Raw genomic sequence first — 20,468 nt, forward strand, 5'->3', positions numbered from 1 at the left:
TAACACGCCTTGTATCATAGTTTGTTTCACCCCGTTGGTGATAGGTTTTTGGTTGCACAAACACTCTATCTGCTTGATTCATCAAGTTCAACGGGGTTTTTTATTTTTTTTGACGGTGGATCAGGGGCAAGACAAAAATGCTTGATATACCGGGGCAATTGGGGGGAGATGAATATGGGTCAAAATGTTTGAAGTTGAAAAACCCGGACGCTGTGTTAGGGCGCGTCCGGGCCGGATATCATTTTACAGCTTGGAGATCAGTTCTGCAGTAACGTCGGGCAGTGCCTGCTCGCCGTTCAGCGTGATGTATTTGAAATCTGCATCAGGCAGATCTCTGAAGTAGTAAGAAGAGGCCAGGGTGCCGGTAGTGGTGTCATAATAAATGGAATGGCGTTTGTCGATGGCAGCCTCGTCCTGGTCATCGGCTCGGGTGCTCAGTGCACCGCCGCATACCCGGCATTTATCCCCGTTGGGCTTGATGGCGTCGATGAAAATATTGTTGGGATGGTTGTTGTCATTTTCGCACAACCGTCTGCCCATAATTCTGTTTTTGGCAACTTCACGGTCCAGCAGCATTTCGATAACATAGTCAAGTTTGATGCCCTGTTCGTTCAGTGCGGCATGCAGTTTTTCAGACTGAACCTTATTTCTTGGAAAACCATCCAGAAGCCAGCCGTTTTTGCAGTCATCCTGTTTGATACGGTTGATCATCATGGGGATGGTGATCTCATCAGGCACCAGGTCTCCTTTGTCAATATATTCCTTGGCTTTTTTGCCAAGCTCGGTGCCGCCCTTGATGTTGTCGCGGAAAATCGCTCCGGATTCAACATGGGCCATGTTGTATTTGTCTTTCAGTATTTTTCCCTGGGTGCCTTTGCCGCTGCCGTTGGGGCCGAAAAATAAAATGTTCATCTTCACTCCTTGAGATTGGTTTATATTCATGTCCTGTCGGGACACGTCCGACATAATAAAAAATCGTAATATAGGACTACCCTTTTTTTGTCAAGGCATTGAAACCTTCCTTCATGTACTGAATGTGCTTTGGTTTTCTTTCATTGGGCCGGATAAAATGTGTTAAAAAGTTAGCACAGGCTTGGCAAATTAAATTGAGGAAGACCTTGAATGTGCTCCGGCAAATTGATATTAGAAAGAAGATTCTTAATTCAGACAATCCGGTGCAAACGTAAATAATTATCCATATATAATAAGGGGTGAAAAAAATGACGGAACTGATTGATGTCAGGGCAAGGGAAATTCTTGATTCCAGGGGAAATCCTACGGTTGAAGTGGATGTGACCCTGGCCTGCGGCGCACAGGGCCGGGCTGCGGTGCCTTCTGGTGCCTCAACCGGTACAAGGGAGGCTCTTGAGCTTCGAGACAACGCTGAAAACCGTTTCATGGGCAAAGGCGTGCTGAATGCCGTGGCCAATGTCAACGAAGTCCTGGCTCCGGAGATCATTGGCTATGATGCCATGGACCAGGCCGGACTGGACCGGACCATGGTTGACATTGATGGAACTGAAAACAAATCACGGCTGGGTGCCAACGCTATTTTAGGGATCTCCATGGCCGCAGCAAGGGCTGCAGCCGCAGCCAACGGGATTCCATTGTACCGCCATATCGGCGGCATCAATGCACGGGTCATGCCTGTTCCCATGATGAATATTATCAACGGCGGGGCCCATGCTGCCAACAACCTGGATATCCAGGAGTTCATGATTCTTCCCTTTGGGGCAGCCAATGTATCCGAAGCTATCCGCATGGGCGCGGAAACCTTTCATAACCTGAAAAAGATACTTAAAAGCAAGGGGCTTGCCACGGGCGTAGGTGACGAAGGCGGATTCGCTCCGGACCTTCAGTCCAATGAAGAGGCTATTGAATACATTCTTGCCGCCATTGAATCTGCCGGCTATCGTCCGGGCAAGGACATCGGCATCGGCCTGGATGCCGCAGCCAGCGAATTCTACAAAGACGGAAAATATGTATTTGCCTCTGAAAACAGAGAATTATCCCCTGCTGAACTCATTGACTATTATGAAAGCCTGATTGATAAATATCCTTTGGTGTCCATTGAAGACGGTCTGGCAGAAGGGGACTGGGATCACTGGGAAATCATGACCCAGCGTCTGGGCAACCGTATTCAGATTGTGGGCGATGATATATTTGTTACAAATCCGGATATTTTTAAACAGGGCATTGCCAGGGGTGTGGGCAACTCCATTCTGATCAAGCTTAACCAGATCGGCACCGTGACCGAAACCCTTGACACCATCCAGATGGCCAAGGATTCGGGGTACACCACCGTGGTGTCCCACAGGTCCGGTGAAACCGAAGACAGCTTTATTGCCGACCTTTCTGTGGGCGTGAATTCCGGACAGATAAAGACCGGATCCATGTCCAGAAGTGACCGTGTGGCTAAATACAATCAACTGATTCGCATAGAAGAGGAACTGGCTGACTGTGCCGTCTTTCCGGAAGATCTGTTTATTTAAATTTATGATTAAAAAAGCGTGGAAGTGAGAGCTGGATGGCTGAGATAACTAAATATATTTTTGTAACAGGCGGAGTGTTATCATCATTGGGTAAGGGACTGGCATCGGCGGCCATCGGCATGCTTCTGGAAAGCCGCGGGCTGACCGTGACCATTCAGAAACTGGATCCTTACATAAATGTCGACCCCGGAACCATGAACCCCTTCCAGCACGGTGAAGTGTTTGTCACCGATGACGGCGCGGAAACCGATCTTGACCTGGGGCATTATGAACGGTTTACCAATGCCAAACTTGGCAAGAACAACAATTTCACCACAGGAAAGATCTATCATCAGGTGATCACCAAGGAGCGCCGGGGCGAATACCTTGGCGGCACTGTTCAGGTGATTCCCCATATTACGGATGAGATTAAACGGGCCATCTGTCTGGTTTCCAATGATGCCGATGTGGTGATTGTTGAAATCGGCGGCACCATCGGAGATATTGAATCTCTTCCCTTTCTTGAGGCCATCCGCCAGTTCAAGGCCGATGCCGGCCCTTCCAACGTGATTTACATTCATCTGACCCTGGTGCCCTATATTAAAACCGCCTGTGAGGTAAAAACCAAACCCACCCAGCACAGTGTCAAGGAACTTCGCAGCATCGGTATCCAGCCGGATATCCTTTTGTGCCGTACGGAGAGCCTTTTGACCCAGGACATTAAAAACAAAATTTCCCTGTTCTGCAATGTCGGCCCTGATGCCGTATTCACCGCCAAGGATGTGGACTGCATCTATGATGTGCCCATTGTCTACAACGAAGAAGGCCTGGGGGATATGATTCTTAAAAAACTGAACATATGGGCCCGGGCCCCGCGCATTGAAGGCTGGCGGGAGATGGTGGAGCGCCTGAAAAATCCAAGGTATAATGCCACTATCGCCATTGTGGGCAAATATGTGGACTTGACCGAGAGCTATAAAAGTTTGAACGAGGCACTGACCCACGGCGGTATCTCCAATGATGCCAAGGTAAATCTGCAATTTGTGGATTCCAGCACCCTGACAAAAGAGAATGTCGCAGAGGTGTTGTCCAAGGTCGATGGTATCCTGGTCCCGGGCGGGTTCGGGAGCCGGGGGATTGAAGGAAAGATTCTGGCCGCAGGCTATGCCCGTGAAAATAAAGTACCCTATTTCGGCATCTGCCTGGGCATGCAGATGGCCGTGATCGAGATTGCACGCAACCTTGCCGGCCTGGAAGATGCCAACAGCGAGGAATTTGATATTGACACGCCCTATCCGGTGATCTACCTGATGAAAGCGTGGGTGGATGAGCAGACCGGCAAGGTGGAAAAACGGGATGAATCCTCGGATAAAGGCGGCACCATGCGGTTAGGTGCCTATCCTTGTCTTCTGGTTGAAAACACTTTTGCCATGAATGCCTACAAGACTGAAAATATTTCCGAACGGCATCGCCACCGTTTTGAGTTCAACAATGAATACAAGGATAAACTGGTGGAAGCCGGACTTGTCATTTCAGGAACATCTCCGGACCATGACCTGGTAGAAATCGTGGAACTTAAAGATCACCCGTGGTTTCTGGGCTGCCAGTTTCATCCGGAATTCAAGTCCAAACCCATGGCACCCCATCCTCTGTTCAAGGCATTTATCAGGGCTGCCCTGAAAAATAAGAAATAATGGAAGAATTCATTACCATAACCGGCTCCGGCAATATCTGCCTTGAGGGGTATTTAAACCGCCAGGAGAAAGGGAAAGCCGTGGTGCTGGCTCATCCCCACCCTATGTATGGCGGAAACATGGATGTGCCTGTGATATGCCGGATGGCTGCTTGCTTTCAATCTGCCGGGATTGCTACCTTGCGTTTTAATTTCAGAGGTACCGGGGGCAGTTCCGGAGAATTTGACAATGGCCGGGGGGAGCAGGATGATGTCAGACGCGTTTTAGATTTTTTATCGGACCAGGGGTATCATCAGCTTTTCCTTGCCGGATACTCCTTTGGTTCATGGGTAAATGCCCATGTGGTCAGTGCCGGTGTTGATGTCTGTGATCATATTATGGTATCGCCGCCGGCAGCATTTTTAAGTTTTGACCAGGTGGGACAGTTGCCCAATACAGGACTGATTATCACTGGTGAACATGATGATTTTTCTCCAGTTTCTTTGGTGAACGTTCTTTTATCTAAATGGGAAATTACCCCCCGGGTGGAGGTTCTTTCCAATACAGATCATTTTTATGCCGGAGCCCTGGACAAGTTGGAAGACGTTCTTTCAGACTACCTGAAGTCTTGAATTTTGATGCATCAGAAAACGCAATTGAGATCGGAACACCATTGGGACCGGGGACCGGGTTGGTAAGAATTGGACCGGATTGATAAAAAAATACTGAACATTCTCCAGGAAAACGCCAAAATTACCAATGCCAAGCTGTCCCGGATGGTGGGAATTTCAGCACCTGCTACGCTGGAACGGGTCAAACGCCTTGAAACAGCAGGAGTGATCTCCCATTTCACGGCTGTGGTGGATCCGGAAAAAGTCGGGTTTTCCATCATGGCCATTGTCAGCATTACGCTGAGCTTGAGCAAGCTGTCCTCGGTGCCTTTGATCAAGGAAAAGTTTTCAGAGCTTGAAGAGGTTGTGGAGTGCTACCAGATTGCCGGTGCCCATGATTTTATTCTCAAGGTCATTGCAAAGGACATCAAGGCCTACGCTGAATTCATGAACCGGAAACTGACCCGGATCCAGGGCATCCAGAGTATCCAGTCCTCATTTGTCATTGACAGCCCCAAGGATAAAAAAATTCTTGTCCTGGGAACCGGGGATGACTGCTGACGTCCCGTTCATTCCTGTTCCTGCATCCGTTGCTGCTGGACCAGGCGTATTTTAACCTTGATACCGCATTGTTCACTTAAATTGTCTTCGGCCCGGGAAACCAGCTGTTCAAGCCCCTTTATTTCATCTGAAAACAGATGATCGTCCATGACGATACAAATCATAAGCATTTCTGTGCCTGCCTGGCACACCCGTTTCATGGTACAGTCAAGGGATGACATGCCCAATGTCTTTTTAAGGCTCTCCCTGATCTGGGGTTCGGATATCTTGATGCCTGAAATGATCATATAATTGTCAGCACGCTCCGCCATCCACTGAATCCGGGTAAAATCGGATCCGCAGGGACAGGGGGCACTGATAATCCGGGCCATGTCTCCGGTGCGGAAACGGATCAGCGGGAATGCCCTTGCTGAAAGCGTTGTTAAAACAAGCTCTCCGGTTTCTCCAGAGGGGACCGGTCTGCCTGTGGACGGATTTATAATTTCAGGCAGAATGTGGTCGTCATTGATATGCAGCCCCTCATGATACCGGCATTCATGGGCAATGGCCGGGCCGGGGATCTCGCTGAGCCCGTAGTTGAGCCATACATCCACATACAGTCTGTCCCGAAGCTCGGAAATGGTTTTGCCGTCAACGGGTTCCCCCACAAGAATGATATGTTTCAGGTTCAATGCGTTGGGGTTGTATGCCTTGCCAAACAGATAGTCCATGAAATGCTTTGCAAAGGCAGGCGTGGTCACAAGGGTGGTGACCTTGTAATCCCGCACCACCATCAGGGTTTTGGCAACGGACAGCGGCGAGTTGGGAATCACCCCGGCCCCGATGGCTTCGCCGCCGTCCTTGTAGTCCCTTGCCCAGTTGGCAAGCCCTGCGGGCAGGTGGATCAGGATAATATCCGCATCTGTCACCCCGGCTGCGAAGTAACTTTTGGCCACAAGTTTTTGCCAGATCACAAGATCGGTTTTGGTGTATCCGCTGATGGAGGGATTGACCCCTGTGCCCGGGGCTGTGTGAATGCGCACAATATCGCGCAAGGGTACGGCAAACAAACCATAGGGGTAATGGGTGGCCAGGTGGCTGCGGTCCATGAAGGGAAGCGCTGCAAGATCTTCAATGGCTGTGATATCGGACAGATTGTTTTTCGAAAGGCGGTTGCTGTGAAAGGGTACATTCCGGCAGGCCCGGTTCAATGTGGTCTGCAGCCGCTCAAGCTGCAGCTGTTCTTTATCGGTGTTATCCATACCAGCCGTCATTGTTTTACGTTCGGACATTATTGATTCCTTCCGTCCAAAAAGTCGCCGTAATCCTTGCCCAGGTAGGCCCGCTTGACATCATCATCCACTAAAAGTTCGTCGGCGCTGCCCTGGAGCACCATTTTTCCCGTTTCCAATACATACCCCCGGTCAGTAATTTTCAGGGCTGCCCTGGCATTCTGTTCCACTAAAAGAATGGTCACCCCATTGTTCCGAAGGGTCTGGATGGTTTCAAAAATCATCCCCACAATTTTGGGAGCAAGACCCATGGAGGGTTCATCCAGCACCAGCAGGGCAGGGCGTGCCATCAAGGCCCTGCCAATGGCCAGCATCTGCTGCTCGCCTCCGGACAGGGTGCCTGCAAGCTGATCCGAGCGTTCCCCTAATATGGGAAACATCTGAACCACCCTATCAAGATCTTGGGCCACCCGGCTTTTTTCGTCTTTCCGGAACCGGGTATATGCACCCATTTTCAGGTTGTCCATAACGCTCAGGGGTGAAAATATCTGCCGGCCTTCGGGCACCATACTGATGCCCTGGCTGACAATGGCCGGGGCAGACATCCCCTTAAGGGAGCGGCCTTTGAACTCAATCTCCCCGGACCAGTTTTTTAACAGGCCGCACACCGCGCCTAAAAGGGTGCTTTTGCCTGCCCCGTTTGCCCCGATGATGGAGATCAGCTCTCCCTGTCTCACCGAAAGACTCACGGTGTGCACCACGGCAATATTTCCGTAACAGCATCTCAGGTTTTTAATTTTCAGCATGATAAGAGTGTTCTATCCGTTTCCCAGGTAGGCTGACATCACTGCCTCATTGCTCTGGATCTGCCGGGGTGTGCCTTGGGCCAGTTTCTTTCCCTGGTCCAGAACAACCACCTTGTCAGACATCCCCATAACCAGGCTCATGTCATGTTCCACCAGCATCATGGTGATTCCGGATTGTTTGATTTTCCGGATCAGTTTGCCAAGGGCGTGGGTTTCAACCGGGTTTAACCCGGCAGCCGGCTCGTCAAGGAGCAGCAGCAGGGGATTGGACGCCAGTGCCCGGGCAATCTGTGCGGTTTTCTGCCGGCCTGCGGGCAGATCTCCTGCCATTTTATGGGCATCGGCAGAAAGACCTGTGAATTCAAGCAACTCTTCCGCCCGCCGGCGTGACTGCCTCTCTTCTTTTTTCATAGCCGGCATCCGGGTGACAGCGGCCCAGAAGCCTGCTTTGGTGCGCACATGCATGCCCACCATGATGTTTTCCAGCAAGGTCATGGATGAAAAGAGTTCCACATGCTGGAAGGTCCTGGCAACTCCTGCTTTCACCAGTCTGTGAACAGGTGTTTTTCTGATATCTTTTCCATTGAAGACCACCTTGCCGGTATCGGGCCGGTAAATGCCGGTGATCAGGTTGAACAGTGTGGTTTTGCCCGCCCCATTGGGGCCGATCAGCCCGCATACAATACCTTCTTCAATGGAGAAAGTGATGTGGTCCTGGGCCTTGACTCCGCCGAACATCTTGGTCAGATCCTGCACTTCAAGTATGTGTTGGTTCCTGCTCCCTGGCGTTGGCTGTGACAGTATCATGTCCTGGCCCTCCGGGCTGTCCGGATCATATCCATGATCCCCCGGGTCAGCCCCTGGGGCATGAATATCATGACAACCATTAAAACAGTTCCGAAAATGATCATTTCATATTCGGCAAACCCGTGGAGGACTTCGGGCAGAAGGGTTAACACAGCTGCACCGAGCAGCGCCCCCCATACGCTTGCCATACCGCCGATCACCACCATGGTGACCATTTTTATGGAGACCATGAACCCGAATGACTCAGGACTGATAAAAAGGACAAAATGGGCATACAGGAACCCTGCAACCGCGCCCAGAGCGGCTGAAAACATAAATATCTCAAGTTTGAGAACATGGGTGTTGATGCCTATGGCAAGGGCCGCTTTTTCTCCGTCATGGATGGCCCGAAGCGCCCGGCCCGTGCGGGAGGCGAGAAGCCTGCGGCAAATGATTATGGCGGTAAACACAATACCCCACACAAGGAAATAGTAACTGGCCCCGGACATGAAGACCAGGGAGCCTGCCTCCAGCATGGGTATCCCCACAAATCCCGATGCCCCGCCGGTCACGCCGGCCCATTCCCGGATCACGATGTTGACAATCATGCCAAACCCGAGTGTGCCCATGGCAAGGTAATAGCCGGAAAGTCGCAGGGTGGGCAGGCCCACAATAAAAGCAATGAGCACAGCGGCAGCCACGGCGCACACAAGGGCCAGCCAGGGATTTATGGCGTATGTGCCGGAGAGGATGGCCGTGGTGTAGGCCCCGATGCCGTAAAAGGCGGCATGGCCTAAAGAGACCTGGCCGGTGTACCCCATGAGCATGTTAAGGCCTAATCCCAGAAGGGTGTTGATCCCGATAAAGGTCATGAGCTGAAGATAATAGGTGTTTTCCGTGACAAGTCCGAATGCCGACACCGCACAGAGAAAGCCAATATATTCAATCCAGATATATTTATTTTTATCCGTCATATTATCCGTCTTATCCCTCATCATCTAAAACCGCTTGGCCTCTTTGGCCGCAAACAGTCCGCCCGGCCGGATGTAAAGAATCAGAAGCAGGAGTACAAAGGCTATGGCATCCTTCAAACCTGAAGATATAAGGCCCGCGCCCAGGGATTCCAGAATGCCCAAAAGCAGTCCTCCGGCAAAAGCCCCCCACAGGCTGCCAAGCCCCCCGATCATGGCGGCGCAGAATCCTTTAAGCCCGAGGATGGTGCCCATGTCATAGGAACTCATGGTAATGGGGGCGATGAAGATCCCTGCCACCGCCCCGCAGCTTGTGCTAATGCAAAAGGACAGAATCCCCATCTTTTCCGACGGGATACCCGACAGCCAGGCCGCCTTTTTGTTGACGGCACAGGCCACCATGGCCTTGCCGGTGAGCGTCTGTTTCAGGAAAAGATGAATGCCGCCTGCCAGAACCAGGGCCGCTGTAACGATCCAGATGCTCTGGGGCAGAAGGGCCGCGCCAAAAATTTCAATGGATTCATGGCTGGAAAAGGAGGGCATGCTGAAGGGGTCCTTTCCCCAGGCAATCATGGCAACACCTTTCAGGAAAATGCCTGCTCCCACTGTAATAATGATCAGGGTAATCGGCTCAGGATTTCTGGCTGTACGGATGGCAAGACGTTCAAACACCAGCCCTAAGACACACCCGGCTGCCACAGTGCCTGTCACGGCCAGGGGCAGCGGAAGCCCCAAACGCACCCACAGCGTCACCATGACCAGGGCGCCGATCATGACAAATTCGCCGTGGGCAAAGTTGATCAGCTCCGTGGAGCTGTACAGCATGGACAGCCCCACGGCGATCACGGCATACACAGCGCCGGTGGTAATACCTGAAAACAGATACTGGATAATTTCCTGCATATTTTTTAGATAAAGTCCTCTTGTTATTTTAACAGGGTCCAGGTGCCGTTTTGGATCTCCACCATGACAAAGGCGGCCGGGGAGAGACCATTATGGTCCTGGGCGGTGAAGTTGAATTCTCCTGTGGCACCCACGTAACCTTTGGTGGCTTCCAGGTTGTCCCGGATTTTTTCCTTGTCTCCGCTGCTGCCTTTTAATGCACCGGCCAGAAGGTTTACAGCATCATAGGCATACCCGCCGAATCCTGATACGTTTCCGGAAAACTTATTTTGATAAGCTTTTTGATAATCTTCAAGTACTTTTTTCTGGGGGTCTGTATCATCCAGAAGGCTCGTCACAAGAATCTTGCCCGTGGGGAGGATATTGCCGTTGGCTGCATCCCCGGCCAGTTCAATGAACTTGGGCGACCCCACCCCGTGGCTCTGGTAGAGCGGAATGTCGATTTTAAGCTGCTTTGCATTTTTTGCCACCACAGCCGGACCGGGATTGGTGCCCCAGCACACAATGGCATCCGGGCCGGCTGCCTTGATTTTGGCAAGTTGGGCTGTGGTGTCGGTATCTTTGTCGCCAAAACTTTCATCCAAGATCACCTGGATGCCGAATTGTTCTGCCTGGCTCAACAGCTGTATTTTGCCGCTTTCACCATAGGCGTTGGACACCGTCAGAATGCCGATCTTTTTTATGCCAGCGGTTTTCATCTGCTGATACACGGCTGCCACGGCAAGTAAATCGCTCTGGGCGGTTTTGAATACCCAGGGATCCACCGGGCTGGTGATCTTGATGCCGGCAGCACAGCTGATCAAAGGCACTTTTGCCCGTTTGGTGAAATTAACAATGGCAAGAGTGGTGGGTGTGGTGGAGGGACCGATAATGGCAATGACTTTGTCCTTGTGGAGCAGCTTGTTTACGGCGGATACGGCTTTGGCAGGATCACCTTCGGAATCATAGATCACCGCTTCAAGCATATGTCCGTCAATGCCGCCGGCCGCATTGATCTGCTCAACCATCATCTCCATGGTTTTTTTTTCAGGATCTCCCAGAAACGAGGCCCTTCCCGTGACCGAGAAAATGCCGCCGATTTTGTAAACATCCGCCGCCACGGCCCCTGATACCAGAAGTATAGACAGGATAGTGGCAAGCATTGCAAGTACAAGGTGGTTTTGTTTCATGGTAACTCTCCCTTTATTAAATGGTGGTTGTTATGGACCGCGGATGAAATAAATTGAGCAAAATTTGCGGTCCTGAGCTTTTGGAAAAAAAAACCATGGGCTTTCCGGTTTGCCCATGGTTTAAGGTCCTTTGTTATTTTTTGAAAGCGTTAGGTCAAGGCTCCCCCTGCAGACGGTCTGAAAAAGACGCGGCTGAAAAATGTAATTATAAATAAAGTAGTTGCTGAGTGTTTCCTTGTATTATGCATCAGGTATTGGCTACATACCTAATCAAGCGCGCTGTTGGTGTCAAGCTTTTTTAACCGGTCTGTTTTAAGGGGATTTTCATTTAATCAGTCCTGGATTTACAATCCCTGTCTTTATTTTGCAGCAGGATCTGTTTTGTGCTAAAAATTAGTGAAATTGAATAATCTGCCTAAGATAAAAAATGAAGGGGCATGTTTTTTTAGGCCTTGATCATCGTTTCGGCCACTTGAGAATTTGGGGCATTGTTCAAATTCAGAAACCCCTGCCGTTAAAGGTATTTCGATAAGTATTCATGAAAACCATCAATACGGCAAGCTCGCGGCACTACTGCAGACCTGTCATAAGGATGCAGGGGAAGCGGGATAAGGGCGGAACGTTCCTGTTTTCTTTTAGGTTTCCACGAGGAGGTTAACAGGGATCTCATTGTACGTTTATTAATAAATCTACAAAATTGTTGGTAGTCTGCTTACAAGATTGTAGATAAATTTAAAGTGTGCCTATTCTTTCAAGGTCATCACGGTATCGCATATTTTTTTTCCTGTATTTTCAAAGGCTTTAATTATTATTTTCATAGTTCTGATTCACAGGCCTTTTTATTGCACATTACAGTGGTTCCTACAGTTTAACAGCCAGGAGAGAGAAATGGATCTATCCAACCACCCATGTTTCAATGCCAAGATAAAAGGTATCTACGGACGCGTTCACCTTCCCGTTGCACCACGATGTAATGTTCAATGTAATTACTGCGATCGAAAATACGACTGTGTCAATGAAAGTCGGCCCGGGGTAACCAGTGCGGTCCTGAAACCGAGTCAGGCGATGATTTATCTCAATTATGTGCTTGAAAAAGTGAAAAATATTTCGGTGGTTGGGATCACGGGTCCGGGTGATCCGTTTGCCAATCCCGATGAAACCATGGAAACGCTTCGGTTGGTGCAAAAGCAGTACCCTGGGATGATTCTTTGTGTGGCTACCAACGGTTTGGGTATCGGCCCGTATATCGATGAACTGGCCGAGATGGGGGTCAATCATGTCACGGTCACTTTGAACGCGATTGATCCTGAAATTGGATCACAACTGTATTCCTTTGTTCGTCACGGCAAGAGAACTTTAGGTCCCAAACCCGGGTTCGGGGTTTTGCTGGAAAAGCAACTCGAGGCGATCACCCGTCTTAAAGAGAGAAATATCACCACCAAAGTAAACACCGTCATCATACCTGGAATTAATGACGGCCATATTGAAACGGTCGCCGAAAAGATGGCCGGACTGAAGGTGGACATCCTTAACTGCATCCCCTTTTATCCCCATAAGGGCGCTAATTTTGCCCATTTGGAAGAACCCTCTAAATCAGTAGTGGAAAATATTCAGAAAAAGGCGGCAAAACATATTCCCCAGATGTATCATTGCAAACGCTGCCGCGCCGACGCCGCAGGCATTCTGGGTGAGCGCAATGGCCGTGAACTCACTGAAAAACTGCAGGAATGTGCCCAGATGCCGGAGATTTACGACGATGAGCGGCCTTATGTGGCGGTTGCCAGTCTTGATGGCCGATTGGTCAATCAAAAACTGGGAAAAGCGGAAGAATTATTAATCTATGGTCAAGACAAAGATAATGGTGAGATTTATTTTGTCCAAACCCGGAAGACACCTAATCCCGGCGGTGGAATGCGCCGTTGGGAGGAGTTAAGCGATATGCTCAGTGATTGCAGGGCATTGATTGTCGCAGGACTCGGTGACAACCCTCGCCGTGTACTCAGCCAAAAAAAAATCGATATTTTAGAATTGGACGGAACCATCCTAGAGGCTGCCGAAGCCGTTTTCGAGGGGCATAGTATGGACTTTATGGTCCAGCGGGATATCCAGGCATGCAACAAAAAAAATCCCATGGCTGGAATGGGGTGTGGATGATGTTTGATCATCTATGGCAAGAATCTTTCAGCAATGTTTTATCCAAGACGTAGAAAAGTTAATTTTTCCACGAATAAAAAAGGGGTTGAAAAATGGAAGTGTTAAAGACAAAATATGGCTTGATACCCGGTTATTTGAATCTGGAAAAATATGCATCCGGCAATCCCGCTTCCCTGTTTTTTACCGAACGGGTTGAGATTGAAACACCCGTCGGTGTCATTGTTCCCCAGTATTCAGTAGATGATCATGGAAGAAGGATATTAAAACCAGTTTATTTTTATGATAATGGAAATATTAAAAAAGCACCGCTCCAGGATGCGGCCGACATTGAAACAAAATACGGGAAAATATCCGCGGAACTCGTCATGTTTTATAATAATGAATTATTGAAAAAGCTTTTTCCCCTCAATGGGAAGCTAAGCGGCTACTGGGGAGAAAAAGACGAGTATGCTCTGTCTAAGAACCTTGAGCTGCAACTGTCCTGCGGGCCAATTCGTGCCAAAATCATTAATATTGCCTTTTATAAAAACGGTAATATTAAAAGTATCACCCTCTGGCCCCAGGAGGCGGTTGAGGCAAAGACACCCATAGGAACAATGCGTATCCGGGTTGGAATCGCCTTTTATGAAGACGGTTCTATTAAATCGGTTGAACCGGCCCAGCCTTATGCTGTTGAAACAAAAATTGGAAAAATATCGGCCTATGATAATGATCCCGAAGGCATTATGGGGGATATCAACTCTCTGCAGTTCGACAGCCAAGGAGACGTGACAGCGCTGAGTACGATCAATAATGTAATAATAGTAAAAATTGCATCCGGTGGAGAGATAAGGTATGCCCCTTCTCAAAAAAAGAGTCTTTGTTCTGAACAGGTAGCGATAACTGTTCCCCTTCAAATTGAATTTATAAATGGAAAGGTCCGTTTTAACAAAAGTGTTTCTGATGAGTATAATTTTTCAAAAAACTCATTCCACGTAATCAAATATGAAAAAAAAGCAGCAAACCCCTGCTATGTGTGCAGTTAGGGTTGTCACTGTATTGATGATGCCGGTGATTGCATTATGATGCCAGAATAATGTTTAACAGAGGTTGATTGAAATGGGAAAAACCAGGGAAGAAAAGATAAATGATTACATTCAACAGGATCCGTTTGCTCAATTCTTAGGGGCCAAAGTTGAGGTGCTGGGACCGGGACATAGTCGTGTAACCCTGACGATCAACGATGACATGGTTAATTTTCACGGGATCACCCACGGCGGTGTGGTTTTCTCCCTTGGAGATATGGCTTTTGCTGCGGCAAGCAACTCCTGCGGGCAAATGGCTGTCGCATTGAATGTCGGAATGAACTTTTTGAAAGCAACAAGATCCGGCGACCGGCTTATCGCCGAAGCAATTGAACAGTCCCAATCGGGGCCAACGGCATTATATGATATCAGCATTAAAAATGATCGGACAGGTGAGATCGTTGCCAAGAGTCAAGATTTAGTTTATCGAAAAAAAGAGTGGTTCGTTCCAAACAACGAAGTCAATTAAGGTGCGGCAAACGGGCACAGGTCATTTAAAAAACACCGGTCGCATGCGGGTTTTCTTGCATGGCAGATCCGGCGGCCCAGGTAAATAAACTGCAGCCCGATATCGTTCCACACGCATTTGGGTAAAACATCCATCAATTCAAACTCCACCTTGACCGGATCTGTGGCATGGGTAAGTCCCAGACGCCCCGACACCCGGAGTACATGGGTATCCACCACAATGGCCTGGGTATTAAAACATACGGACCGGACCACATTGGCGGTTTTCCTTCCCACGCCGGGCAGGCTGGTCAATGCCCTGATATCCCGGGGGACTGTCCCATTGAACTCTTTTTGAATTTTATTTGCACAGGCCTTGATATTCTTTGCCTTGTTATTGTAAAAGCCGGTGGAAAAAATTACTTTTTTTATATCATCAAGGCTTGCCCCGGCAAGGGACTTGGGATCAGGGTAGCGGGAAAACAACACTTTGGTCGCCTTGTTGACCTGATTATCCGTGCACTGGGCAGACAGGATGGTTGCAATGAGCAGCTCAAAGGGACTGGTGTGATTAAGCTGTGTATTGACAACCGGATAGTGGGCCTTTAACCGCCCAATAATAACCGGCACAAATGTGGATACCTGTTCCATAATTTAAAATTTATATATGAACCCTATTAAAATCACAAGACAGGTCAAAGCGTTAGGTCTTTGCTCGGGCGGACTTGACAGCATGCTGGCAGCCCTCATGCTCAAAGACCAGGGCATTGATGTAACCTGGATCAGTTTTGAAACCCCTTTTTTTGATGCCACGGCTGCAAAAAAAGCCTCGAAACAGATCGGCATCCCTTTGATTGTGAAAGATATTACAGATGCCTACATGGAAATGATGAAGGCCCCCAAGGCAGGTTTCGGCAAAAACATGAATCCCTGCATGGACTGCCATACACTGATGTTTGCCAAGGCAGGTGCCATGATGGCGCAGCTAGGGGCTGATTTCCTGTTTTCAGGTGAGGTGGTGGGACAGCGGCCTAAATCCCAGACAAAAAGTTCCCTGCGCTATGTAGAAAAAAATTGCGGGTTTGACGGTCTGATTCTTCGTCCTTTAAGCGCAGGTATACTGCCCGAGACCATTGCCGAGCAAACGGGCCTTGTGGACAGAAGTCGTCTTGCGTCCATCAGCGGCCGGAGCAGAAAACCCCAGGTCGCCCTGGCAGAAAAGTACGGCATCACGGAATATCCATCTCCGGCCGGCGGATGCCTGCTCACGGACAAGGGGTATTCCCAGCGGTTAAGAGATCTTTTATATGTCCAGAAAACGCAAAGTAAAACCCAGCTGCATCTGCTCAATTACGGCCGGCACTTCCGCCTGGACAGCAGATCCAAGCTTGTGGTGGGAAGAAATAAGGCAGAGAACAAACGGATCATGGATCTCTATGATCCGGCAACCCACATCCGGCTTCGCTGTACCCACCTGGCCGGCCCGGATGCCCTGGTTTTCGGGCAGACCGACGAAACCGCCCTGCACCTGGCAGCCACGATCACATCCGGATACACCAAAGCATCTGCCGGTGCGTTAACGCGTATCAGTGTTTTTCAAAAACAGGAAACAAGGGAAATAGAGGTTGTCACGCCTGAATCAGGGGCATTTCATAATCTATTGATACAAAAACCCTGACCTACCCCAGCCGGTTAATCCAACCGGGCCGCTTTGAGCTGCCCGCAGGCCGCAGAGATATCATCCCCCTTGCTTTTTCTGACAATGGCGGTCATGTTCCGGTCTAAAAGAATGCTTAAAAAGGCATTGATCCGCTCCCGTGAAGGCCTTTTAAAGGGTGCCTGGGTATGCTCGTTATATGGAATAAGATTCACTTTTGCGCGAATAGGGGCAAGCAGGCGGGCCAGGTCATGGGCATGGACATCACTGTCATTGACCCCGTTCATCAGAATGTACTCAAAGGTGATTTTGTTCCTGGGCTTCATGTCAAATTCTTTGCAGGCCGCAAGCAATGTCTCAATGGGCCAGGTCCGGTTAACCGGCATCAGGCTTGAGCGCAGGTTATTGTCCGTGGCATTGAGCGACACGGCAAGGTTCACTTCGGTATCAAGGCCCAGCTGAATGATTTTAGGCGCAATGCCGGAGGTGGAAACCGTTACCCTTCGAGAGGAAAACTTCATCCCGAAATCCGTATCAAAAACCACACCAAGGCTGCGCATAAGGTTGTCATAATTGGCCAAAGGTTCCCCCATGCCCATGAACACGATATTGGACAGGAACAGGGGCTCCAGGCCCTGTCGGGCCACATACCGGCGTGCATGCCATATCTGCCCCACAATCTCTCCCATGGTCAGGTTTCTTTTAAACCCGGTTTTGGCGGTCAGGCAGAACTTGCAGTTCATGGCGCATCCGGCCTGGGTGGACACACAAAGGGTGTAATGGTCTTTTTCGGGTATCAGTACGCTTTCCACATATTCCCCGTCTGCCAGCCGGTGCAAAAACTTCTTTGTGGCATCAACAGACGTTTCCATGTTTGCCAACTCCAGGGTTCCCAGAAAAAAATGTTCGGCCAGTTCCAGGCGCAGCGCCTTACCCAGGTCGGTCATCTCTTCGAAACTGCCGGCAAGTTTCAGGTAGAGCCACTTGAACACCTGGTCTGCTCTGAATGATCGTATCCCTTTATTTTTAAACCAGTTGCCCAGATCCTGCCGGGTGAAATCCAGTATATCTTCCATTGTACACACCTGTATATTTTTTATTATCTTCTTGACATTACACGGATTATTTTCTAAATTCAATAATTTGATTTGATACTGAGAAAAAGGTTGTTTTGCACATGTTTGACAATTTAAGTGACCGGCTGGATTCTGTTTTTAAAAAGCTGAAAGGACACGGTACCCTTACCGAGAACAACATTGAAGACGGCTTAAAACAGATCAGGTTGGCACTTCTGGAAGCCGATGTCAATTATAAGGTTGCAAAAAATGTTATTTCAGATATAAAGGCCCGAGCCCTTGGCCAGGAGGTTATGCAGAGTCTGACCCCGGGCCAGCAGGTCATCAAGATTGTAAATGAAGAATTTACAAAAATGATGGGCTCCGCCCACCAGGAACTGAATTTTGCCCCAACCGGGGCAACGTCCATCATGCTGGTGGGGCTGCAGGGTTCCGGCAAGACGACCACGGCGGGCAAGCTGGCGCGCTTTCTGTGCAAAATCGGCAGAAAGCCTTATCTTGTGCCCGTGGATGTGTACCGCCCGGCCGCCATAGACCAGCTGGCCAAGCTGGGCAAACAGGTGGGGGTGCCGGTATTTGCATCCACAACAGACATGAAGCCGCTTAAGATTTGCCAGGATGCAAAGCTTGCCGCAAGGGACCTTGGCTGCGACACCCTGCTCATTGACACTGCAGGGCGGCTGCATCTGGATGACGCGCTCATGGTTGAGCTTGAAGAGATCAAAAAGGGTATCAACCCGGCGGAAATTCTTTTGGTGGCAGATGCCATGACCGGCCAGGACGCGGTAAACATTGCCGGTGAATTTGACAAACGGCTTGATATTTCAGGCTTTGTGCTGACCAAAATGGACGGTGACGCCAGAGGCGGTGCGGCCCTGTCCATCAGAGCGGTGACAGGCAAGCCCTTAAAGTTCATCGGTGTGGGTGAAAAGTCCACGGCACTTGAGCCCTTTCATCCGGATCGCATGGCGTCCAGAATTCTGGGAATGGGAGACACCCTGTCTTTTATTGAAAAGGCTGTGGAGGCGGTTGACCAGAAAGAGGCCCAGGCCCTTGAAAAGAAACTGCGGAAAAACCAGTTCACCCTGGAAGATTTTAAAAATCAGATGCAGCAGGTTCGCAAAATGGGATCCATAAAAGATCTTTTAGGCATGCTGCCCGGGGTGAATAAAAAGATGCTCAATGATTTGAACATAGACGATAAAGAATTTCTAAAAATAGAGGCAATTATTAACTCCATGACCCCCGAGGAACGGGCCAAACACGCAATCCTGAAAGCATCGCGTAAGAGAAGGATTGCCCTTGGCTCGGGAACATCGGTTCAGGATGTGAATAAACTGCTTAAAAGTTATACCCAGTCCATGAAAATGGTGAAAAAATTTAATAAAGGCGGCATGAAATCCCTTCGGGGCATGCTTCCGTTCTAAGGAGACAAGAAAAACCATGGCAGTAAAACTCAGACTTACCCGTAAAGGCACTAAAAAGAAACCCTTTTACAGAATCGTTGCCGCCGATATTGAGGCGCCCAGGGACGGCAAGTTCCTTGAAGCGGTCGGTACCTATGATCCCATGCAGAATCCTGCTGTTATCACCCTGAAACAAGAGCGGGTACAGTACTGGCTGGAACAGGGTGCAAAACCCTCCACAACGGTAAAAAGTATCCTGAAAAAACAGAGCGCACAAAGCGTTTCTGCCTAAGGAAAGGCCCTCTTAAGAGAACAAAACCGCAGGACACGTCTTGAAAACCGCCGGGCCTTTAAGTCATTTATTAGGAGACGTTTTTATGAAAGAGCTGATTGAGTATTTAGCAAAGGCATTGGTAGACAATCCCGATGAAGTTCAGGTATCTGAAGTAACAGGTGACCAGACTTCCGTGCTTGAACTCAAGGTGGCAAAGGAAGATCTAGGCAAGGTGATCGGTAAACAGGGCAGATCCGCCAGGGCCATGAGGACAATCCTGAGTGCCGCGGCTACAAAGCTGAAAAAGCGCACAGTACTGGAAATCATTGAGTAGCTCCCATGGCCCGGTGCCCATGCAATTTTCAGACACCTGGCTGACCATTGGCAAGGTCACGGGCGTTCACGGCCTTGGGGGCAACCTGAAGGTGTGGTCCTGGGCCCAGTCGCCCGACACCTTTTCCAAAGGGCTTGCCGTGGTGCTCAAGAATGAGGATGAGACCCTGGACTCTGGCCGGGAATATGTGATTGGCTGGACCGGCAAATATAAAAAAGGCGTGCTTCTAAGCCTTGAAGGGGTCAGCACCCGGGACGCTTCTGAATCCCTTGTGGGCAAGCTTGTCCTGGTTGATAAAAACAACCTGCCGGACCTGGATGAAGACACCTGGTACTGGCAGGATTTGATCGGGTTGACGGTTGTGGATGCCTGCGAAGGGAAACTTGGGACAGTTGCGCAGCTTTTTCCCACCGGAGCCGATGATATCCTGGTTGTTACGGATAAAACGCCCCAGGGCAAACAGGAAGTGCTGATCCCCATGAATGCCGTGTTTGTCAAGGATGTAAACCTTGACACCGGTGTGATTACAACCGAGCTTCCCCAGGGGTTCATCACGGACTGATTTGGGCCATGAAGTTTACTGTACTGACACTGTTTCCGGAATTCCTTGGGGCTTTTTTTGCCAACGGCATCCTGGCAAGGGCTTTGAACCGGAATATTATCAGCGCTGATGCCATTAATATCCGGGATTTTTCTTCAGACCGGCATAACAGCGTGGATGACCGCCCCTACGGCGGAGGAAGCGGCATGGTAATGATGCCGGGGCCTCTGGAAAAAGCCATTGTGTCTGCCAGACAGATGGCCGATACCCCTTGGGTGGCATGTTTAAGCCCCCAGGGCAAACCCTTTACCCAGGCCCGGGCCTGTGAACTTGCCGCAGCCCAACAGGATCTG

At 49.6% G+C, this 20,468-nt stretch carries 21 protein-coding genes and 1 pseudogene; 13 read left to right on the forward strand and 9 right to left on the reverse strand.

Annotated elements, in window-relative coordinates:
* Positions 1-243: 243 nt before the first annotated feature.
* Positions 244-912: an adenylate kinase gene (locus tag AB7U36_RS04770; RefSeq protein ID WP_428158654.1), complete on the reverse strand. Its 669-nt coding sequence runs from the start codon at positions 910-912 to the stop codon at positions 244-246.
* A gap of 308 nt (positions 913-1,220) precedes the next feature.
* On the opposite strand from AB7U36_RS04770, the gene eno reads away from it, so the two are divergent.
* From eno to AB7U36_RS04790, 4 genes are all read left to right on the forward strand, one after another.
* Positions 1,221-2,492, forward strand: coding sequence for a phosphopyruvate hydratase (eno, locus tag AB7U36_RS04775; protein WP_428158655.1), 1,272 nt, complete (start codon positions 1,221-1,223; stop codon positions 2,490-2,492).
* Between the two features lie 35 nt (positions 2,493-2,527).
* The gene (locus tag AB7U36_RS04780; RefSeq protein ID WP_428158656.1) at positions 2,528-4,165 is read left to right on the forward strand and encodes a CTP synthase; all 1,638 of its coding nucleotides are present in this window, start codon (positions 2,528-2,530) and stop codon (positions 4,163-4,165) included.
* The gene (locus AB7U36_RS04785) at positions 4,165-4,776 is read left to right on the forward strand and encodes an alpha/beta hydrolase (RefSeq protein WP_428158657.1); all 612 of its coding nucleotides are present in this window, start codon (positions 4,165-4,167) and stop codon (positions 4,774-4,776) included. The genes AB7U36_RS04780 and AB7U36_RS04785 overlap by 1 nt, the downstream gene beginning before the upstream one ends.
* A 69-nt stretch (positions 4,777-4,845) precedes the next feature.
* A complete protein-coding gene (locus AB7U36_RS04790) occupies positions 4,846-5,316 on the forward strand; it encodes an Lrp/AsnC family transcriptional regulator (protein WP_051957821.1) in 471 nt (156 codons plus the stop codon).
* Between the two features lie 8 nt (positions 5,317-5,324).
* Here the strand turns inward: AB7U36_RS04790 and AB7U36_RS04795 are convergent, their stop codons facing one another.
* The 6 genes from AB7U36_RS04795 to AB7U36_RS04820 are packed head-to-tail and all read right to left on the reverse strand — an operon-like array spanning position 5,325 to position 11,162.
* A complete protein-coding gene (locus AB7U36_RS04795) occupies positions 5,325-6,587 on the reverse strand; it encodes a phenylacetate--CoA ligase family protein (RefSeq protein ID WP_428158658.1) in 1,263 nt (420 codons plus the stop codon).
* On the reverse strand, positions 6,587-7,333 hold the full coding sequence (locus tag AB7U36_RS04800) for an ABC transporter ATP-binding protein (protein WP_428158659.1): 747 nt from the start codon (positions 7,331-7,333) through the stop codon (positions 6,587-6,589). Before AB7U36_RS04800 ends, AB7U36_RS04795 begins: the two co-directional genes overlap by 1 nt.
* 12 nt (positions 7,334-7,345) lie before the next feature.
* Entirely contained in the window at positions 7,346-8,140 is a 795-nt protein-coding gene (locus AB7U36_RS04805; RefSeq protein WP_428158660.1) for an ABC transporter ATP-binding protein, read from the reverse strand.
* Positions 8,137-9,093, reverse strand: a complete 957-nt coding sequence (locus AB7U36_RS04810) for a branched-chain amino acid ABC transporter permease (protein ID WP_428158661.1) — start codon at positions 9,091-9,093, stop codon at positions 8,137-8,139. The genes AB7U36_RS04805 and AB7U36_RS04810 overlap by 4 nt, the downstream gene beginning before the upstream one ends.
* A gap of 24 nt (positions 9,094-9,117) precedes the next feature.
* Positions 9,118-9,993 (reverse strand): branched-chain amino acid ABC transporter permease, encoded by an 876-nt coding sequence (locus AB7U36_RS04815; protein ID WP_428158662.1) that lies wholly within the window; start codon positions 9,991-9,993, stop codon positions 9,118-9,120.
* A 23-nt stretch (positions 9,994-10,016) separates the two neighbouring features.
* Positions 10,017-11,162, reverse strand: a complete 1,146-nt coding sequence (locus AB7U36_RS04820; RefSeq protein ID WP_428158663.1) for an ABC transporter substrate-binding protein — start codon at positions 11,160-11,162, stop codon at positions 10,017-10,019.
* Between the two features lie 888 nt (positions 11,163-12,050).
* On the opposite strand from AB7U36_RS04820, the gene AB7U36_RS04825 reads away from it, so the two are divergent.
* The 3 genes from AB7U36_RS04825 to AB7U36_RS04835 all read left to right on the forward strand — a co-directional run bounded on the left by AB7U36_RS04825 (position 12,051) and on the right by AB7U36_RS04835 (position 14,849).
* A complete protein-coding gene (locus tag AB7U36_RS04825) occupies positions 12,051-13,316 on the forward strand; it encodes a radical SAM protein (RefSeq protein WP_428158664.1) in 1,266 nt (421 codons plus the stop codon).
* A 92-nt stretch (positions 13,317-13,408) separates the two neighbouring features.
* Entirely contained in the window at positions 13,409-14,341 is a 933-nt protein-coding gene (locus AB7U36_RS04830; protein WP_428158665.1) for a hypothetical protein, read from the forward strand.
* 73 nt (positions 14,342-14,414) lie between these two features.
* Entirely contained in the window at positions 14,415-14,849 is a 435-nt protein-coding gene (locus AB7U36_RS04835; RefSeq protein WP_428158666.1) for a hotdog fold thioesterase, read from the forward strand.
* Here the strand turns inward: AB7U36_RS04835 and nth are convergent.
* Complete coding sequence (nth, locus tag AB7U36_RS04840) at positions 14,846-15,478, reverse strand: endonuclease III (protein WP_428158667.1); 633 nt, start codon at positions 15,476-15,478, stop codon at positions 14,846-14,848. The genes AB7U36_RS04835 and nth overlap by 4 nt on opposite strands.
* Before the next feature lie 16 nt (positions 15,479-15,494).
* On the opposite strand from nth, the gene AB7U36_RS04845 reads away from it, so the two are divergent.
* Positions 15,495-16,505: a tRNA 4-thiouridine(8) synthase ThiI gene (locus AB7U36_RS04845; RefSeq protein ID WP_428158668.1), complete on the forward strand. Its 1,011-nt coding sequence runs from the start codon at positions 15,495-15,497 to the stop codon at positions 16,503-16,505.
* A 14-nt stretch (positions 16,506-16,519) separates the two neighbouring features.
* Here the strand turns inward: AB7U36_RS04845 and rlmN are convergent, their stop codons facing one another.
* Entirely contained in the window at positions 16,520-17,560 is a 1,041-nt protein-coding gene (gene rlmN, locus AB7U36_RS04850; RefSeq protein ID WP_428158669.1) for a 23S rRNA (adenine(2503)-C(2))-methyltransferase RlmN, read from the reverse strand.
* A gap of 101 nt (positions 17,561-17,661) precedes the next feature.
* Between rlmN and ffh the strand changes: the two genes are divergently transcribed.
* From ffh to AB7U36_RS04875, 5 genes and pseudogenes are all read left to right on the forward strand, one after another.
* Positions 17,662-18,987, forward strand: a complete 1,326-nt coding sequence (gene ffh, locus AB7U36_RS04855) for a signal recognition particle protein (RefSeq protein WP_428158670.1) — start codon at positions 17,662-17,664, stop codon at positions 18,985-18,987.
* A 16-nt stretch (positions 18,988-19,003) separates the two neighbouring features.
* Positions 19,004-19,258 carry a 30S ribosomal protein S16 gene (gene rpsP, locus AB7U36_RS04860; protein WP_035241167.1) on the forward strand — a complete coding sequence of 85 codons (255 nt, stop codon included), beginning with the start codon at positions 19,004-19,006 and terminating at the stop codon, positions 19,256-19,258.
* 85 nt (positions 19,259-19,343) lie between these two features.
* Positions 19,344-19,574: a KH domain-containing protein gene (locus AB7U36_RS04865; RefSeq protein ID WP_004074325.1), complete on the forward strand. Its 231-nt coding sequence runs from the start codon at positions 19,344-19,346 to the stop codon at positions 19,572-19,574.
* Between the two features lie 19 nt (positions 19,575-19,593).
* Positions 19,594-20,136: a ribosome maturation factor RimM gene (rimM, locus tag AB7U36_RS04870; RefSeq protein WP_428158671.1), complete on the forward strand. Its 543-nt coding sequence runs from the start codon at positions 19,594-19,596 to the stop codon at positions 20,134-20,136.
* Between the two features lie 8 nt (positions 20,137-20,144).
* Positions 20,145-20,468 (forward strand): annotated as a pseudogene (locus AB7U36_RS04875) (tRNA (guanosine(37)-N1)-methyltransferase TrmD); the annotation flags it as partial.

The organism is Desulfobacter sp., from assembly GCF_050177295.1.

Bases quoted from the DNA above. Each gene is read 5' to 3' on its own strand.
- AB7U36_RS04770 (WP_428158654.1), bottom strand. From the start codon at position 912: ATGAACATTTTATTTTTCGGCCCCAACGGCAGCGGCAAAGGCACCCAG.
- eno (WP_428158655.1), top strand. From the start codon at position 1,221: ATGACGGAACTGATTGATGTCAGGGCAAGGGAAATTCTTGATTCCAGG.
- AB7U36_RS04780 (WP_428158656.1), top strand. From the start codon at position 2,528: ATGGCTGAGATAACTAAATATATTTTTGTAACAGGCGGAGTGTTATCA.
- AB7U36_RS04785 (WP_428158657.1), top strand. From the start codon at position 4,165: ATGGAAGAATTCATTACCATAACCGGCTCCGGCAATATCTGCCTTGAG.
- AB7U36_RS04795 (WP_428158658.1), bottom strand. From the start codon at position 6,587: ATGTCCGAACGTAAAACAATGACGGCTGGTATGGATAACACCGATAAA.
- AB7U36_RS04800 (WP_428158659.1), bottom strand. From the start codon at position 7,333: ATGCTGAAAATTAAAAACCTGAGATGCTGTTACGGAAATATTGCCGTG.
- AB7U36_RS04805 (WP_428158660.1), bottom strand. From the start codon at position 8,140: ATGATACTGTCACAGCCAACGCCAGGGAGCAGGAACCAACACATACTT.
- AB7U36_RS04810 (WP_428158661.1), bottom strand. From the start codon at position 9,093: ATGACGGATAAAAATAAATATATCTGGATTGAATATATTGGCTTTCTC.
- AB7U36_RS04815 (WP_428158662.1), bottom strand. From the start codon at position 9,993: ATGCAGGAAATTATCCAGTATCTGTTTTCAGGTATTACCACCGGCGCT.
- AB7U36_RS04820 (WP_428158663.1), bottom strand. From the start codon at position 11,162: ATGAAACAAAACCACCTTGTACTTGCAATGCTTGCCACTATCCTGTCT.
- AB7U36_RS04825 (WP_428158664.1), top strand. From the start codon at position 12,051: ATGGATCTATCCAACCACCCATGTTTCAATGCCAAGATAAAAGGTATC.
- AB7U36_RS04830 (WP_428158665.1), top strand. From the start codon at position 13,409: ATGGAAGTGTTAAAGACAAAATATGGCTTGATACCCGGTTATTTGAAT.
- AB7U36_RS04835 (WP_428158666.1), top strand. From the start codon at position 14,415: ATGGGAAAAACCAGGGAAGAAAAGATAAATGATTACATTCAACAGGAT.
- nth (WP_428158667.1), bottom strand. From the start codon at position 15,478: ATGGAACAGGTATCCACATTTGTGCCGGTTATTATTGGGCGGTTAAAG.
- AB7U36_RS04845 (WP_428158668.1), top strand. From the start codon at position 15,495: ATGAACCCTATTAAAATCACAAGACAGGTCAAAGCGTTAGGTCTTTGC.
- rlmN (WP_428158669.1), bottom strand. From the start codon at position 17,560: ATGGAAGATATACTGGATTTCACCCGGCAGGATCTGGGCAACTGGTTT.
- ffh (WP_428158670.1), top strand. From the start codon at position 17,662: ATGTTTGACAATTTAAGTGACCGGCTGGATTCTGTTTTTAAAAAGCTG.
- rpsP (WP_035241167.1), top strand. From the start codon at position 19,004: ATGGCAGTAAAACTCAGACTTACCCGTAAAGGCACTAAAAAGAAACCC.
- AB7U36_RS04865 (WP_004074325.1), top strand. From the start codon at position 19,344: ATGAAAGAGCTGATTGAGTATTTAGCAAAGGCATTGGTAGACAATCCC.
- rimM (WP_428158671.1), top strand. From the start codon at position 19,594: ATGCAATTTTCAGACACCTGGCTGACCATTGGCAAGGTCACGGGCGTT.